The 14,232-nt window shown below is 68.3% G+C and carries 14 protein-coding genes; 10 read left to right on the plus strand and 4 right to left on the minus strand.

Going from position 1 to position 14,232, the window contains the following annotated elements; all coding sequences use genetic code 11:
* Positions 1–173: 173 nt before the first annotated feature.
* The 5 genes from coxB (at position 174) to L3V18_RS10060 (ending at position 4,511) form a co-directional block, all read left to right on the plus strand.
* Positions 174–1,109: a cytochrome c oxidase subunit II gene (gene coxB, locus L3V18_RS10045; protein WP_237054557.1), complete on the plus strand. Its 936-nt coding sequence runs from the start codon at positions 174–176 to the stop codon at positions 1,107–1,109.
* Between the two features lie 46 nt (positions 1,110–1,155).
* A complete protein-coding gene (gene ctaD / locus L3V18_RS10050) occupies positions 1,156–2,784 on the plus strand; it encodes a cytochrome c oxidase subunit I (RefSeq protein ID WP_237054558.1) in 1,629 nt (542 codons plus the stop codon).
* 78 nt (positions 2,785–2,862) lie between these two features.
* Positions 2,863–2,997 (plus strand): hypothetical protein, encoded by a 135-nt coding sequence (locus tag L3V18_RS19250; RefSeq protein ID WP_255783921.1) that lies wholly within the window; start codon positions 2,863–2,865, stop codon positions 2,995–2,997.
* Positions 2,994–3,596: a cytochrome c oxidase assembly protein gene (locus L3V18_RS10055; protein WP_237054559.1), complete on the plus strand. Its 603-nt coding sequence runs from the start codon at positions 2,994–2,996 to the stop codon at positions 3,594–3,596. The genes L3V18_RS19250 and L3V18_RS10055 overlap by 4 nt, the downstream gene beginning before the upstream one ends.
* Positions 3,597–3,632: 36 nt before the next feature.
* Entirely contained in the window at positions 3,633–4,511 is an 879-nt protein-coding gene (locus tag L3V18_RS10060) for a cytochrome c oxidase subunit 3 (protein WP_237054560.1), read from the plus strand.
* Positions 4,512–4,605: 94 nt separating this feature from the next.
* Here the strand turns inward: L3V18_RS10060 and L3V18_RS10065 are convergent, their stop codons facing one another.
* Positions 4,606–4,830, minus strand: coding sequence for a twin transmembrane helix small protein (locus L3V18_RS10065; RefSeq protein ID WP_237054561.1), 225 nt, complete (start codon positions 4,828–4,830; stop codon positions 4,606–4,608).
* An 81-nt stretch (positions 4,831–4,911) separates the two neighbouring features.
* On the opposite strand from L3V18_RS10065, the gene L3V18_RS10070 reads away from it, so the two are divergent.
* The 4 genes from L3V18_RS10070 to L3V18_RS10085 all read left to right on the plus strand — a co-directional run bounded on the left by L3V18_RS10070 (position 4,912) and on the right by L3V18_RS10085 (position 8,403).
* A complete protein-coding gene (locus tag L3V18_RS10070; RefSeq protein ID WP_237054562.1) occupies positions 4,912–5,643 on the plus strand; it encodes an SURF1 family protein in 732 nt (243 codons plus the stop codon).
* The gene (locus tag L3V18_RS10075; protein ID WP_237054563.1) at positions 5,640–6,203 is read left to right on the plus strand and encodes a hypothetical protein; all 564 of its coding nucleotides are present in this window, start codon (positions 5,640–5,642) and stop codon (positions 6,201–6,203) included. The genes L3V18_RS10070 and L3V18_RS10075 overlap by 4 nt, the downstream gene beginning before the upstream one ends.
* A gap of 77 nt (positions 6,204–6,280) precedes the next feature.
* The gene (locus L3V18_RS10080; RefSeq protein WP_237054564.1) at positions 6,281–7,432 is read left to right on the plus strand and encodes a COX15/CtaA family protein; all 1,152 of its coding nucleotides are present in this window, start codon (positions 6,281–6,283) and stop codon (positions 7,430–7,432) included.
* Entirely contained in the window at positions 7,432–8,403 is a 972-nt protein-coding gene (locus L3V18_RS10085; RefSeq protein WP_237054565.1) for a heme o synthase, read from the plus strand. Before L3V18_RS10080 ends, L3V18_RS10085 begins: the two co-directional genes overlap by 1 nt.
* A gap of 27 nt (positions 8,404–8,430) precedes the next feature.
* Here L3V18_RS10085 and L3V18_RS10090 read toward each other — a convergent pair whose 3' ends face one another.
* On the minus strand, positions 8,431–10,455 hold the full coding sequence (locus tag L3V18_RS10090; RefSeq protein WP_237054566.1) for a prolyl oligopeptidase family serine peptidase: 2,025 nt from the start codon (positions 10,453–10,455) through the stop codon (positions 8,431–8,433).
* A 183-nt stretch (positions 10,456–10,638) separates the two neighbouring features.
* On the opposite strand from L3V18_RS10090, the gene L3V18_RS10095 reads away from it, so the two are divergent.
* The gene (locus tag L3V18_RS10095) at positions 10,639–11,784 is read left to right on the plus strand and encodes a dipeptidase (RefSeq protein ID WP_237054567.1); all 1,146 of its coding nucleotides are present in this window, start codon (positions 10,639–10,641) and stop codon (positions 11,782–11,784) included.
* 121 nt (positions 11,785–11,905) lie between these two features.
* Here the strand turns inward: L3V18_RS10095 and dnaG are convergent, their stop codons facing one another.
* A complete protein-coding gene (gene dnaG, locus L3V18_RS10100) occupies positions 11,906–13,669 on the minus strand; it encodes a DNA primase (RefSeq protein WP_237054568.1) in 1,764 nt (587 codons plus the stop codon).
* A 36-nt stretch (positions 13,670–13,705) separates the two neighbouring features.
* Positions 13,706–14,227: a GNAT family N-acetyltransferase gene (locus tag L3V18_RS10105; protein WP_237054569.1), complete on the minus strand. Its 522-nt coding sequence runs from the start codon at positions 14,225–14,227 to the stop codon at positions 13,706–13,708.
* Positions 14,228–14,232: the final 5 nt, after the last annotated feature.

Raw genomic sequence — 14,232 nt, forward strand, 5'->3', positions numbered from 1 at the left:
GACGCGGCGTGATGGGCCCCCGCATGGCGCGATGGGCTCGCCAGCCACCTGATTCGGACGGTCCTTCCGCGCACATCTGCCTGTCACGGCGCGCGAACCGGGCCGGGTCGGGCAGCCCGCGGAGCAACCCAACACACCATTTGATTGATTCGATTTACTGGGGCTCGAGAGTGATGAAAGCCGGTTGGTTCAAGCAGTGGGCAGCAGGCGTCGCCGCGATGGCGCTGCCGGTGCTGGCGCAGGCGCAGGCGGCGGATCCCAAGCCGTGGCAGCTCAACATGGGCCGGGGCGTAACCCACCTGTCGCAGAACGCCTACGAGGCCCACATGCTGGCCCTGTGGATCTGCGTGGGCATCGGCATACTGGTGTTCGGCGCGATGGCGGTGGCGATGGTCAAGTTCCGCCACTCCAAGGGCGCCAAGCCCGACACCGGCTTCACCCACAGCACCCGCCTGGAAATCATCTGGACCGTGGTCCCGGTCGCGCTGCTGGTGCTGATGGCCTTCCCGGCCACCAGCAAGCTGATCAACATGTACGACACCCGCGACTCGGAGATGACGGTCAAGGTCACCGGTTTCCAGTGGATGTGGAAGTACGAGTACCTGGGCGAGGGCGTCGAGTTCACCAGCCGCCTGGACCGCAAGAGCGACGAACTGCGCCAGAGCGGCGCCACCGTCAGCGCCGCGGACCACGAGCACTACCTGCTCGATGTCGACAACATGCTGGTGCTGCCGACCGACACCAAGATCCGTTTCGTGATCACCGCCGACGACGTGATCCACGCCTGGTGGGTGCCGGCGCTGGGCTGGAAGCAGGATGCGATCCCGGGCATCGTCAACGAGGCCTGGACGCAGATCGACGAGCCGGGCATCTACCGCGGCCAGTGCGCCGAACTGTGCGGCAAGGACCACGGCTTCATGCCGATCGTGGTCAAGGCGGTACCGAAGGACGAGTACCAGCAGTGGCTGGCCGCGCAGAAGCCTGCAGCGGCCCCGGTCGAGGCCGCGCCCGCCGCGCCCGCCGAGGAAGCCGCACCGGCGGAAGCCGGCGAGCAGAACACCGAGGCCACCGCCACTGCCGACGTCGCCGACGCGGCAGTCGCCGGCTGATCGTCCCCTTTAGTTACGCGAAAGCACGTTCCTTCGAGGTTAGGCCATGGCCGTCACCCACGTTGATCCGCACCACGACGAGCACGCTCACGACGACCACGCCCACAAGCAGGGTTTCATCGAGCGTTGGTTCTTCTCGACCAACCACAAGGACATCGGCACGCTGTACCTGGTGTTCAGCTTCATCATGTTCATCATCGGCGCGGCGATGTCGGTGTACATCCGCTTCGAGCTGGCGGTGCCGGGCATGCAGGGCGTCAGCCCCGAGTTCTTCAACTCGATGACCACGATGCACGCGCTGGTGATGATCTTCGGCGGCGTGATGCCGGCCTTCGTCGGCCTGGCCAACTGGATGATCCCGCTGCAGATCGGCGCGCCGGACATGGCGCTGCCGCGCATGAACAACTGGTCGTTCTGGATCCTGCCGTTCGCGTTCAGCCTGCTGCTGATGACCCTGTTCCTGCCGGGCGGCGGCCCCGCCGGCGGCTGGACCCTGTACCCGCCGCTGTCGCTGCAGGGCGGCAACAACGTCGCCTTCGTGATCTTCGCCATCCACATGATGGGCATCAGCTCGATCATGGGTGCGATCAACGTCATCGCGACCGTGCTCAACATGCGCGCGCCGGGCATCGACCTGCTGAAGATGCCGATCTTCTGCTGGACCTGGCTGATCACCGCATTCCTGCTGATCGCGGTGATGCCGGTGCTGGCCGGCGCGGTCACCATGCTGCTGACCGACAAGTTCTTCGCCACCAGCTTCTTCAACGCGGCCGGCGGCGGCGACCCGGTGATGTTCCAGCACATCTTCTGGTTCTTCGGTCACCCCGAGGTCTACATCATGATCCTGCCGGCGTTCGGCGTGGTCTCGGAGATCATCCCGACCTTCAGCCGCAAGCCGCTGTTCGGCTACCAGGCCATGGTGTACGCGACCGCGTCGATCGCGTTCCTGAGCTTCATCGTCTGGGCGCACCACATGTTCACCGTCGGCATGCCGCTCGGTGGCGAGATCTACTTCATGTTCGCGACGATGCTGATCGCGGTGCCGACCGGCGTGAAGGTGTTCAACTGGGTCACCACGATGTGGCGCGGCTCGATCTCGTTCGAATCGCCGATGCTGTGGGCGATCGCGTTCGTGATCCTGTTCACCATCGGCGGTTTCTCGGGCCTGATGCTCGCGATCGTGCCGGCCGACTTCCAGTACCACGACACCTACTTCGTGGTCGCGCACTTCCACTACGTGCTGGTGACCGGCGCGCTGTTCTCGATCATCGCCGCGGTCTACTACTGGTGGCCGAAGTGGACCGGCCGCATGTACAACGAGGGCATGGCGAAGTTCCATTTCTGGTGGACGATGATCTTCGTCAACCTGTTGTTCTTCCCGCAGCACTTCCTGGGCCTGGCCGGCATGCCGCGCCGCATCCCGGACTACAACGTGGTGTTCGCGGACTGGAACCTGGTCAGCTCGATCGGCGCGTTCGGCATGTTCGTCACGCCGTTCATGATGGCCTTCATCCTGTGGCGTTCGAAGGCCGCCGGCGTCAAGGCCGAGGCGCGCGCCTGGCCGACCGCGAAGGGCCTGGAGTGGACCGTGCCGAGCCCGGCGCCGCACCATACCTTCAGCACCCCGCCGGTGATCCGCGACGGCGACCTCGCCCACGGTGACGTCACGCATTGATTTATCGCGCGTCCATTCGCGACGAACCCGCACATCCATGTGCGGACTGTTAACTAAAGAAGGCGCTTGTTCCAATACATGACTGCACCGAGTGACCCGCGCAACGATGTCGACGCACGCCGCAAGGCGGCGCGTCGCACGGCCGTGTGGGTGGCGCTGATCGCGGTCGGTGTGTATGTCGCGTTCCTGCTCAGCGGGGTGCTCGGACGATGAGCGGACAGGGCGCCCGCGGCCGCAGTGCCACCGCGCGCATGGCCGCCATCATGGTCGGGGTCGGCGTGTGTGCGTTCGCGTTCTCGTTCATGCTGGTGCCGCTGTACCGGATCGCCTGCGAGAAGGTGTTCGGCATCCGTCTGGAGCGCACCGCCGCCGAGGAAACCGCCGCCGCTGCCGCCGAGGCCCGCTGGGTCACGGTCGAGTTCGACGGCGGCGTGAACTCGAAGCTGCCGTGGGCGTTCAAGCCGAACCAGACCACGATGCGGGTCAAGGTCGGCGAGCCGTACGACACCACCTACTACGCGCACAACAACAGCGATCGCACCATCGTCGGCAGCGCCGTGCCGTCGGTCGCGCCGGCGCGCGCCTCGGGCTACTTCAACAAGACCGAGTGCTTCTGCTTCACCGCGCAGACCCTGCAGGCGGGCGAGACCCGCGACATGCCGGTGCGCTTCATCATCGATCCGGACCTGCCGGCCGACGTCAAGACGGTCACGCTGTCCTACACCTTTTTCAAGAACGACGTGCTGACCGCCGAGCAGGCCGCCGCTTCCCCGCACGGGAATGCGACGTCCGCGCCGCGGGCCGCGCCCTGATCTGCAAACGCTCCAGCTCTGAACGGAACCGCCGCCATGGCCCAAGCCCACTCGCCAGACGCCAACGTCTACTTCGTCCCGCACAGCAGCCGCTGGCCCTTCCTGGGGTCGATCGCGCTGTTCGTGACCATGATCGGCCTCGCCAGCTGGATGAACGAGGCGGGCTGGGGCGCCCCGACCTTCCTGGTCGGCGTCGCGCTGCTGGTCGCGGTCCTGTTCGGCTGGTTCGGCGACGTGATCCGCGAGTCGGTCGGCGGCAACTACAACAAGCAGGTCGACACCTCGTTCCGGATGGGAATGGTCTGGTTCATCTTCTCCGAGGTGATGTTCTTCGGCGCGTTCTTCGGCGCGCTGTTCTACGCCCGCCAGTTCGCGCTGCCGTGGCTGGGCGGCGAGGGCGACGGCGTGATGACCCACAGTCTGCTCTGGGACAGCTTCAGCAACGCCTGGCCGACCAACGGTCCGGGTTCGATCGGCGGCAGCTTCCAGACCATTCCGGCCTGGGGCCTGCCGCTGCTGAACACGCTGATCCTGCTGACCTCCGGCGTCACCGTCACCATCGCCCACCATGCGCTGAAGGCCGGCCACCGCGCCCAGTTGCTGCTGTTCCTGGGCCTGACCGTGGTACTGGGCTGCGTGTTCCTGTTCTTCCAGGCCGAGGAATACATCCACGCCTACCAGGAACTGAACCTGACCCTGGGTTCGGGCATCTACGGGTCGACCTTCTTCATGCTGACCGGCTTCCACGGCGCGCACGTCACCCTCGGCACGATCATGCTGGCGGTGATCTGGTTCCGCTGCCTGAAGGGGCACTTCAGCAAGAACGACCACTTCGCGTTCGAGGCGGTGGCCTGGTACTGGCACTTCGTCGACGTGGTCTGGCTGGGCCTGTTCCTGTTCGTCTACGTGCTGTAAGACGAGAGGGCCAAGGGCTCAGGGCTGGGGCCGGACGGCCCGTGCCCTGGGCCTTTTGCTTTCCGGTTCCCGCTGTCCGCGACGGGATCCCGGGTTACGGGTTGCTGCCGACGCCATGGAACTCGATCCAGCCCATGTAGCTGGACAGGACGACCAGCAGGATCAAGGCGACGGACAGCGCGATGCGGCGGGTCAGTGCATTGACGGTGCGCTTGCTCTCGCCCTTGTCGACGAGCATGTAGTACAGACCGGCGCCGAGGTTCCAGAGGATGACGATCAGGAAGGCAATGACCAGCAGGGTCTTCAGGGAGTCGTTCATGGTGGCCTCCGATCGGCAGCCAGGTGGTGCGAGCCCGCGATTATCGCAGGCCGTGCCGCGGAAGTCGTCGACGGGGTCGGCATGAGCCGCCGGCGCAACCTGCTGATCGGCTGGCCGCTGGCGGTCGCGGCGATGGTGCTGTTCGCCAACCTCGGGCTGTGGCAGTCGCGCCGCGCGGCCGAGAAGCAGGCGATGCTGGATGCCGCACAGGCCGTGCTGGCGGAGCGGCGACCTGCGGTCCCGGCGCAGGCGCTGGACCCGGGGCGCGCCCGCGGCTACGACTGGGTCGAGCTCGAGGGCGGCTTCGCCCCGCGCCGGCCGCTGCTGCTCGACAATCAGATCCGCGAGGGGCGTCCCGGCGTGCGCGTCTACCGGATGTTCCATCCGCGGCAGCATGCGGAAATCCTGATCGACCTGGGCTGGCTGCCGGTCGATGGCAACAGGACCCTGCCGGTGATCGGGCCGGCCGAACCGGGCCCGTTGCGGATCAGGGGCCTGCTGGCGCCGCCGCCATCGCCCGGGCTTGCGCTCGGGCCACCGATGGTCGAGCGGGATGGCGTCTGGCTGATGACGCGGCTGGACATGGCGGCGGTGAAGGAGGCGATCGGGGACCCCGAGCTGCCGCTCGCGCCGCGCGTGCTTCGGCTGGATCCGCAGCTCGAGCTCGGCTACGAGCGCGACCTGGAACTGCTGGCGAACACCCTGCCGCCGGAGAAGCACCGCGGCTATGCCGTGCAATGGTTCGCGCTAGCGCTGGCGGTGCTGGCCACCGCGCTGATACTGACTTTCAGAAGAAAACGAACGGACCGATGAACGAGACCGAGACCCGCAAGCGCAACCGCAACAGAACCGCGTTGGTACTGATCGCGGTGATGTTCTTCGGCAGCATGGCGGTGGCCGGTCTGCTGCGCTTCTCCGGCTGGCAGCCGCAGGGGATGAAGAACCACGGCGAGCTGCTGCAGCCGGCCGTGGATGCCCGCACGGTTGTGCCGCGCGGCCTCGATGGCAGCGAATACCGCTGGATGCCGGAGGCGCGCACCTGGCGCATCGTCGTCGCCGCGCCGGCCGATTGCGGCGCCGACTGCATTGAAGCCGCGAGGCAGGTCGAGCTGGTCTGGGAGCTGTTCAGCAAGGACGCCGACCGCGTCCACGTGCTGTGGCTGGGGCGCTGGCCGGAAGCGGCGAAGCGCCCGGCGACCCTGTTCGAGATCGGCGACGACGACGGCCTGCGCGGCCGCCTGCCGCAGGCCGATGCCGGCGGCGTGCCGGTCTACGTGCTCGATCCGAACGGCTTCGTGGTTCTGCGATACGCTCCCGGCTTCGATCCGGGCGGCCTGCGCAAGGACATGATCAAACTGCTCAAGCTGCGCTGATCCCGGCCCGGCCGGCGCTCCCGGCGGCTCCGCTCCCGACAGACAGTTCCGACCGACAGGCCCGACGACAAGATCCGATGAACACCGCATTCAAGGCCGCTACGTTCTCCAAGCATTTCCACCGCATCGCCTGGCTGGCGGTGGCGCTGGCGACCTGCGTGATCGTGTTCGGCGCCTTCGTGCGCCTGTCCAATGCCGGCCTGAGCTGCCCGGACTGGCCGACCTGCTACGGCCGCGCGACCTGGCCCGGCGCGACCGCCGATGCGGTCGACCATGCCGCGACCGCGATCCGTCCGTTCGAGTCCCACAAGGCCTGGCGCGAGCAGGTGCACCGCCACCTGGCCGCGACGCTCGGCCTGCTGGTGCTGGCGCTGGCGCTGCTCGCCGCGCGCAAACGACGCTTCGGGATGGCCCAGGTGCTGGTCGCGGCCGGACTGGTCGCGATCGGCATTCCGCTGTACATGCACGGCGAGCACGTCGCCGCCTCGGTGCTGGCGATCCTCGGCGAGTCGATCCTGATCGCCGCCGCGCTGCGCTGGAGCAATGCCGACCTGTCGCGCATCGCCGCGCTGACCCTCGCGGTGATCATCTTTCAGGCGCTGCTCGGCATGTGGACGGTGACCTGGCTGCTGAAGCCGATCGTGGTGATGGGTCATCTGCTGGGCGGCCTGCTGACCTTCTCGCTGCTGCTGTGGATGGCCTGGCGCGCGACCGGCGTGCCGATCCGCCTGGCCGACACGCCGCAGCTGCGGCGCTGGGTGATGTTCGGCCTGCTGCTGTTGGGCGTGCAGATCGCGCTCGGCGGCTGGACCAGCGCGAACTATGCGGCGCTGGCCTGCGGCAACGACTTCCCGACCTGCGTCGGCCAGTGGTGGCCGCGGCACGATTTCGGCGAGGCCTTCGTGCTGTGGCGCGGGATCGGCGTCGACTACGAGGGCGGCATCCTCGACGGCGAGGCGCGCATAGCGATCCAGCTCTCGCACCGGATGATGGCGGTGGTCGTGTTCGCCTGGCTGGTCGCGTTCGCGGTACGGCTGATGCGGCTGCCGGGGATGCGCGGCTGGGGTGCGTTCGTGCTGGCGATGGCGCTGGTCCAGGTCGGGCTTGGCATCGCCAACGTGATGCTGGGCCTGCCGCTTGCGATCGCGGTGATGCACAACGCCGGCGCGGTCCTGCTGCTGTTCGCGATGGTGTCGCTGCTGGCCCGCCTGGAGGCGCCGGAACACTGATGACGCCCGCGACCGGCCAAGGCTTCGCCGCCACCGCGAAGCAATACTGGGACCTGACCAAGCCGCGGGTGGTCGCGCTGATCGTGTTCACCGCGCTGGTGGGCATGTTCCTCGCGGTGCCCGGGTTGCCGCCGCTGCGCGAATCGGTGCTCGGCTTCCTCGGCATCTGGCTGGCGGCGTCGAGCGCGGCGGCGATCAACCAGCTGCTGGACTCGCGGATCGACGCCAAGATGGCGCGCACCGCGTGGCGCCCGATCGTGGTCGGGCAGATCACGCCGGCGAAGGCGCTGGCGTTCGCGCTGGTGCTCGCGGCGCTGTCGATGATGGTGCTGGTGGTCTGGGTCAATGCGGTCACCGCGATCCTGACCTTCGCCTCGCTGATCGGCTACGCGGTGGTCTACACCGTGTTCCTGAAGCGGGCGACGCCACAGAACATCGTGATCGGCGGCATCGCCGGCGCGGCGCCGCCGCTGCTGGGCTGGGCCGCGGTCACCGGCATGCGCGGCGAGTGGGACTGGCCGCATGCGCTGCTGCTGGTACTGATCATCTTCGTGTGGACGCCACCGCACTTCTGGGCGCTGGCGATCTTCCGTCGCGACGACTATGCGCGCGCACTGGTGCCGATGCTGCCGGTCACGCACGGTGTCGAGTACACCCGTTGGCAGATCCTGTTCTACACCGTGCTGCTGGTGGTGGTCAGTGTGCTGCCGGTGGTGTTCGGCATGAGCGGGCTGTTCTATCTGGGCGGTGCCCTGGTGCTCGGCCTGGTGTTCCTTGCCCATGCATGGAAGCTGATGGACCCGCCGGACGAGTTCTACGCGATGCGGGTGTTCAACTACTCGATCGTCTACCTGATGGCGCTGTTCGCGTTCCTGCTGGTCGACCACTGGCTGCTGCCGTGGCTGCAGCCGGATGCGCCGATCGTTCCGGGACTCGAGCTGGAACCGGTGGCGACGGCGCTGCTGCGGTAGGTCCCGCGGCAGCGCCTCCGCACGCGGCTACTCGTCCAGCAGGTGCTGCTGCCAGAACAGCATCGTCGCGGCGATGAAGTAATCGGCGTTGCTCTTCTTCCGGAAGCCATGCCCTTCGTCGCTGAACAGCAGGTACCAGACCGGCTGGCCGTTGCCGCGCACCGCCTCGACGATCTGCTCGGCCTCGGTCCACGGCACCCGCGGGTCGTTGCGGCCCTGGGCGACGAACAGCGGCGAGGTGATCCGCGATGCGCCGTTGAGCGGCGAGATGCGGTCGAACAACGCCGCCATCGCCGGGTCGCGTTCGTCGCCGTACTCGGCACGGCGCAGGTCGCGGCGGTAGTCCTCGGTGTTCTTCAGGAAAGTGCCGAAGTGCGAGATGCCGACGATGTCGACGCCGGCGCAGATCCGCTCGGGATAGTGCATCAGCGAGGCAAGCACCATGTAGCCGCCGTAGCTGCCGCCGTACACGCCGACGCGGTCGGCATCCAGCTCGGGCCGGGCCGCGATCCAGTCGAGCAGGGCACCGATGTCGCGCACCGAGTCCTCGCGCTTCGCGGCATTGTCCAGGCCGAGGTAGGTCTTGCCGTAGCCGGCCGAGCCGCGCACGTTCGGCACCAGCACGGCGACGCCGAGTTCGTTGACCAGGAACTGTGCGGTCGGGCTGAAGCCGGGTCGCGCCTGGCTTTCGGGGCCGCCGTGGATCTGGATCACCACCGGCAGCTTGCGTCCCGGCGGCGTGCCGGCAGGGCGGTAATAGAACGCAGGGATCATCCGCCGGCCGTCGGTCGAGTCGCCGTCGTCGACGGTGTCGAAGGTCGGAAAGTGCACCAGCGTCGGCGCGACGAAACGATCGGCATCCAGTCCGCCGACCTCGCTGCGGGTCCAGCGGGTCAGCTCTCGGGCGCCGATGTCGATCACGTAGGCGTCGCTGGGCGAGGTCGCGCTGTTGAGGGTCAGCGCCAGGCGTCCGCCGTCGGGCGAGAACGCGAGGCCGCCGACCAGCCCGATCGGCAGTTCCGGCAGCGCCACCGGGCGGTGGTCGGGCAGCGACAGCAGGTGCAGCCGGCCGATGCCGTCCTCGTTGCTGACGAAGGCGAGATGGCGGCCGTCGTCAGCGACGGTGAATTCGCTGACGTCCCAGGGGATGTCGGCGCTGAGGATCTCGAACGCGCCGCTGGCCGGATCGTGGTAGCGCAGGGTGCGGAACTCCTCGGTATTGCCGTCGACCGGTTCGTCGGAGACGAAGTACACCGCGCGGCCGTCCGGCGCGTACTGGAAGCCGTCGAACGCGGCCTTGCCGCCGTCGACCGGGAACATCGTCAGCGCGCCGGTATCGAGGTCGACCTCGCCCGGATAGGACTCGGCGATCGACACGTAGCGGCTGACCAGCAGGCGCCGGCCGTCCGGCGAGAAGTCCAGCGCCTCCCAGCTGCCGCCCTCGGTGACCACCGCGCGCGCCTCGCCGCTGCGGGTGTCGCGCACCCAGATGTCGCGGTCGGTGCCGTTGCGGGCGGTGCTGGTGTAGGCCATCAGGCTGCCGTCGCGGCTGAGCACGACGCCGGTGTTCTGGGTGCGCTTGCCGTCGGTCAGCAGGGTGCTGCCGCGGGTTTCGGCATCGAACCAGTACAGCTGCGAGAACTCGTCGCCGCCGTTGTCCTTGGCGAACACGAAGCCGTCGCGCCAGGCCTGTGGCGGCGACGGTACCAGGCCGGCGACCGGCTCGGGGTAGAAGGTCAGCTGTTCACGCATGCCCAGCGGCTGGCAGACCCGGTGCGCCTGGGCGGTCTCGGCGAAGCGGGTGGCGACCAGCAGGCAGTCGGCGTCGAGCCAGCCGGCCACGTCCGCGCCGCGGGTGTTCTGGTAGCGGTTGAGCCGTTCGATCAGCGCATCCGGAATCGCCGGGATGTTCTCGCTGATGCGGTTGCCCTGTTCCTGCCGGAAAACCGCCTTGTCGGCGGTGCCCACGGGCTCCGGTGCGGCCTGGGCGAAGGCGGTGCCGGCGAAGGCCAGCGCGGCGGCCAGCGCGGCCATGCGGCAGGTTCGATCCATTCCCATCACGTGTTCTCCCCTAAGGCATCGAAGCTGTGAGCTTAACCCGTGCGGTCCGGGCGCAGGTGGGCCATTGGGCGGGGTCGGGTGCGACCGCGGGTACCGCCCTTCCGGTCGAGCGGTATACACAACGGCGCTCTCAGGCCCTAGAGTCCGGGAGGGCGTCCAACCAGGGAGAGTCGCATGTCGGACCGGCGCGGGTTCCTCAAGCAGATGACGGCGCTGGCGGCCGCCACCGCGGCCGGGGCGGCGTGGCCCTCGTTCGCCGCGGAAGCCGGATCATCGGCATGGCCGCCGTACCGCGACACCCTCGCGATCGACGGCGCTTCCGGACTGATGCTGATCTATCTGGAAGACGACGACCCGGCGGTCGAGCGCGAGCTGCAGGCCGCGCTCGACAGTGGGCTGACCGCAACCCTGCTCACGGTCGCGCCGTCCGGACGCTTCTGGTTGAACGACGCCGCGTTCGAGGCGACCCGCGCCAACATCCGCAAATGGGGAGAGATCATCGAGCGCCACCCGGGCCGGCTGGCGTCGATCCGCAGCCACGATGACCTGGTCCGCGCCCAGGCCTCCCGCCGTCTCGGGATGATCTACGGCTTCCAGGGCACCGAGCCGTTGGGCGAGGACCTCGAGCGCATCCCGATGTTCCGCGAACTGGGCGTGCGGGTGATCCAGCTGACCCACAACCGCCGCAACCTCGTCGGCGACGGCTGCATGGAGCCGGGCAACGCCGGGCTCAGCAACTATGGGCGCGAGGTGGTGGAGCGGCTCAATGCCGAGCGCATCGTGGTCGACCTCGCGCACGGATCGCAGCGCACGATCCGCGAGGGCATCGAGGCATCGAAGGCGCCGGTGTTGATCAGCCATACCGGCTGTCGCGCGCTGGCCGACCTGCCGCGCAACACCACCGACGAGGAACTGCGCGCGATGGCCGACCGCGGCGGGGTCGCCGGGATCATCTTCTGGCCCTACCTGCGCACCGACACCCAGCCGATGGCCATCGACGTGGTGCGCCACATCGAACACGCGATCGACGTCTGCGGCGAGGACCATGTCGGCATCGGTACCGACATTCCGGTCGCGCCGGTGGAGCGCACGCCCCAGTTCGAGCACGACAACCGCGAGTTCATGCGCGGGATGAAGGAGGACGGCATCTTCGCGAAGGACCGTCCGGACGAGCTGTACACCTTCATTCCCGACCTCAACACCGCCGACCGTTTCGACACGCTTGCCGCGCTGCTGTCGCGGCGAGGCCATTCCGATGCGCGTATCGCCAAGATCCTGGGCGGCAACTTCGCGCGGGTGATGCGGGAGGTGTGGGGCTAGGCGGCATAAAGGCAGCATCCACTGGAGCAGAGCCGCCGGTGCCGCGCAGGAGCGGGTGCTCGCATGCCTGATCCGCAAGTACGCCATCCGCGGCACACGGGACTTCTGGAACGGCGTTTTCTCAGGCGCCCTGCGCTCCACGGCCGCGCTCGCGCCACAGCGCGGCGAGTGTCTGGCTCAGTTCCTGCTTTTCTTCGGCAGACAGCGCCGAGTTGCCGCCCTCGCGCATCTTGTTCCAGAGCTCCTCGCGCCTTTGCAGCAGGGTCTGGTGTTCGAGCCGTGCGACCGTCTCATGGAACTCGGTGCGCCAGGCAGCTTCCTCGCCGGGCATCGAAGCGGCGGCGAGCTTCTGCAGCGCGGCCTGTTCGTCGCGGCCGGCGAAGTGTTCGATCAGGCTGCCCGTACCGATGTCCGGACGCTCGTAGATCAGCTGCAGCAGTTCGCACAGCAGCTCGACGCCCGGCTGCCGCAGCGGCGCGAAACGGTACGGTGGCAGCAGCTCCAGGCCGAGTGCAGGCGACTGCAGCAACAGCGCGATCGCGCTGCGCACCAGGCTGCGTTTGGCCGGCGCCGGACCCGCCCCGGCACGGGCGCGCTGCGCCGGCACGTGGGTATCCGGCGTGCTGGCGCGGGCGCCGACGCCGGTCAATTCGGTCAGCCGCTGGCGCATCAGGTCGGCGAATGCACCGTCGGGAATCTGCGCCAGCAGTGGCTTGGCGCGTTCGGCCAGCCGGCCCTTGCCTTCCAGCGTGGCCAGGTTGACGTCGGCGGCGAGTGAGTCGAACAGGAACTGCGACAGCGGCGTCGCCTGCTTCAGCCGCGCGTTGAAGCCGTCGGCACCCTCCTGGCGGACCAGCGAGTCCGGGTCCTCATCGTCGGGCAGGAACAGGAAGAACGCCTGGCGGCCGTCCTTCATCCGCGGCAGCACCGACTCGACCGCCTTCCACGCCGCCGCCCGTCCGGCACGGTCGCCGTCGAAGCAGAAATACACGTCCGGCGCGTTGCGGAACAGCAGCTCGGCGTGATCGGGCGTGGTCGCAGTGCCGAGCGTGGCGACTGCGGTGTCGACGCCGTGCTGGAACAGCGCGACCACGTCCATGTAGCCCTCGACCACGACGATGTGCGGGATCCTGCTGTGCGCCTGACGCACCTGCCACAGGCCGTACAGCTCGCGTCCCTTGTGGAACAGCGGCGTTTCCGGCGAGTTGAGGTACTTGGGCGAGTCGTCGGCGTCGAGCACGCGGCCGCCGAACGCGATCGTGCGGCCGCGGCGGTCGAGGATCGGGAACATCACCCGCTCGCGGAACTTGTCGTAGACGCGGCCGCTGTCGTTGCGCGACATCATGCCGCCGCGTTCGAGCAGCCTCATCCGCCGCTCGTCCCTGCCGAGCGCGTCGCGCAGCGCGTTGAAGCCACCCGGCGCATAGCCGATGCCGAAGCGTTCGCGGGTCGCGGCATCGACGCCGCGGTTGTCGAGGTAGGCCAGCGCCCGCGGGCTGGCGTCCAGCTGCTTGCGGTAGAAGCGCGCACTGTCTTCAAGTACCGCGTACAGGTCCTGGCTTTCCGGATTGACGTTGCGCTGCCGGGTCTCGCGCGGCACTTCCATGCCGGCGGCGCGGGCCAGTTCCTCGACCGCATCGAGGAACTCGAGCCGGTCGTACTCCATCAGGAACTTGAGCGCGGTGCCGTGCGCGCCGCAGCCGAAGCAGTGGTAGAACTGCTTGGTCGGCGACACGGTGAAGCTGGGCGAGCGCTCGTCGTGGAACGGGCAGCGCGCCGAGTACTCCTTGCCCTGGCGCTTGAGCGGCACGCGCGCGTTGATCAGCTCGACGATGTCGGTACGCGCGAGCAGGTCATCGATGAAGGCGTCGGGGATGCGGGCCATGATCGGCTAGGATGCCACGCGCGATGGCGGATCCGGTCAGTCCGCGGGGCGTTCGAAACTGGCCGCGAGCCTGTGCAGGGCCTCGCCGTCGACCCGCTGCACCGTCCATTCGTCCATGCCGACCGCGCCGATCTTCCGGTAGAACTCGATCGCCGGGGCGTTCCAGTCCAGCACGCTCCACTCGAAGCGGGCGCAGTCGCGCTGCACCGCCAGCCGGGCCAGATAGGCGATCAGGGCGTGGCCGGCTCCGCGCCCACGGAACCGCGGGCGCACGAACAGGTCTTCCAGATACAGCCCGCGCCGGCCCTGCCAGGTCGAGAAGTTGTGGAAGAACAACGCGAAACCGGCCGGCTCGCGGTCGGCCTCGGCGATGATCACCTCCGCTGCCCGCTCGTCGAACAGTTGCCGCTCCAGCATCCCCTCGGTGGCGACGACGGCATCGGGTTCGCGCTCGTACTCGGCCAGCTCGCGGATCAGCGCCAGGATCAGCGGCACGTCGGCGCGAACGGCGGGGCGCAGCGCCACGCCGGGATGCGGGGTGGCCAGGGCCTCCGCCATCGCGT

The sequence above is a fragment of the Marilutibacter chinensis genome (assembly GCF_021725675.1).
In the GTDB taxonomy this organism is placed as follows: domain Bacteria; phylum Pseudomonadota; class Gammaproteobacteria; order Xanthomonadales; family Xanthomonadaceae; genus Marilutibacter; species Marilutibacter chinensis.

Coding starts and splice junctions, on each gene's coding strand:
- L3V18_RS10055 (WP_237054559.1), top strand. CDS start 2,994: ATGAGCGGACAGGGCGCCCGCGGCCGCAGTGCCACCGCGCGCATGGCC.
- L3V18_RS10085 (WP_237054565.1), top strand. CDS start 7,432: ATGACGCCCGCGACCGGCCAAGGCTTCGCCGCCACCGCGAAGCAATAC.
- L3V18_RS10060 (WP_237054560.1), top strand. CDS start 3,633: ATGGCCCAAGCCCACTCGCCAGACGCCAACGTCTACTTCGTCCCGCAC.
- L3V18_RS19250 (WP_255783921.1), top strand. CDS start 2,863: ATGACTGCACCGAGTGACCCGCGCAACGATGTCGACGCACGCCGCAAG.
- L3V18_RS10080 (WP_237054564.1), top strand. CDS start 6,281: ATGAACACCGCATTCAAGGCCGCTACGTTCTCCAAGCATTTCCACCGC.
- L3V18_RS10075 (WP_237054563.1), top strand. CDS start 5,640: ATGAACGAGACCGAGACCCGCAAGCGCAACCGCAACAGAACCGCGTTG.
- L3V18_RS10105 (WP_237054569.1), bottom strand. CDS start 14,227: ATGGCGGAGGCCCTGGCCACCCCGCATCCCGGCGTGGCGCTGCGCCCC.
- L3V18_RS10070 (WP_237054562.1), top strand. CDS start 4,912: ATGAGCCGCCGGCGCAACCTGCTGATCGGCTGGCCGCTGGCGGTCGCG.
- L3V18_RS10090 (WP_237054566.1), bottom strand. CDS start 10,455: ATGGATCGAACCTGCCGCATGGCCGCGCTGGCCGCCGCGCTGGCCTTC.
- L3V18_RS10065 (WP_237054561.1), bottom strand. CDS start 4,830: ATGAACGACTCCCTGAAGACCCTGCTGGTCATTGCCTTCCTGATCGTC.
- dnaG (WP_237054568.1), bottom strand. CDS start 13,669: ATGGCCCGCATCCCCGACGCCTTCATCGATGACCTGCTCGCGCGTACC.
- ctaD (WP_237054558.1), top strand. CDS start 1,156: ATGGCCGTCACCCACGTTGATCCGCACCACGACGAGCACGCTCACGAC.
- L3V18_RS10095 (WP_237054567.1), top strand. CDS start 10,639: ATGTCGGACCGGCGCGGGTTCCTCAAGCAGATGACGGCGCTGGCGGCC.
- coxB (WP_237054557.1), top strand. CDS start 174: ATGAAAGCCGGTTGGTTCAAGCAGTGGGCAGCAGGCGTCGCCGCGATG.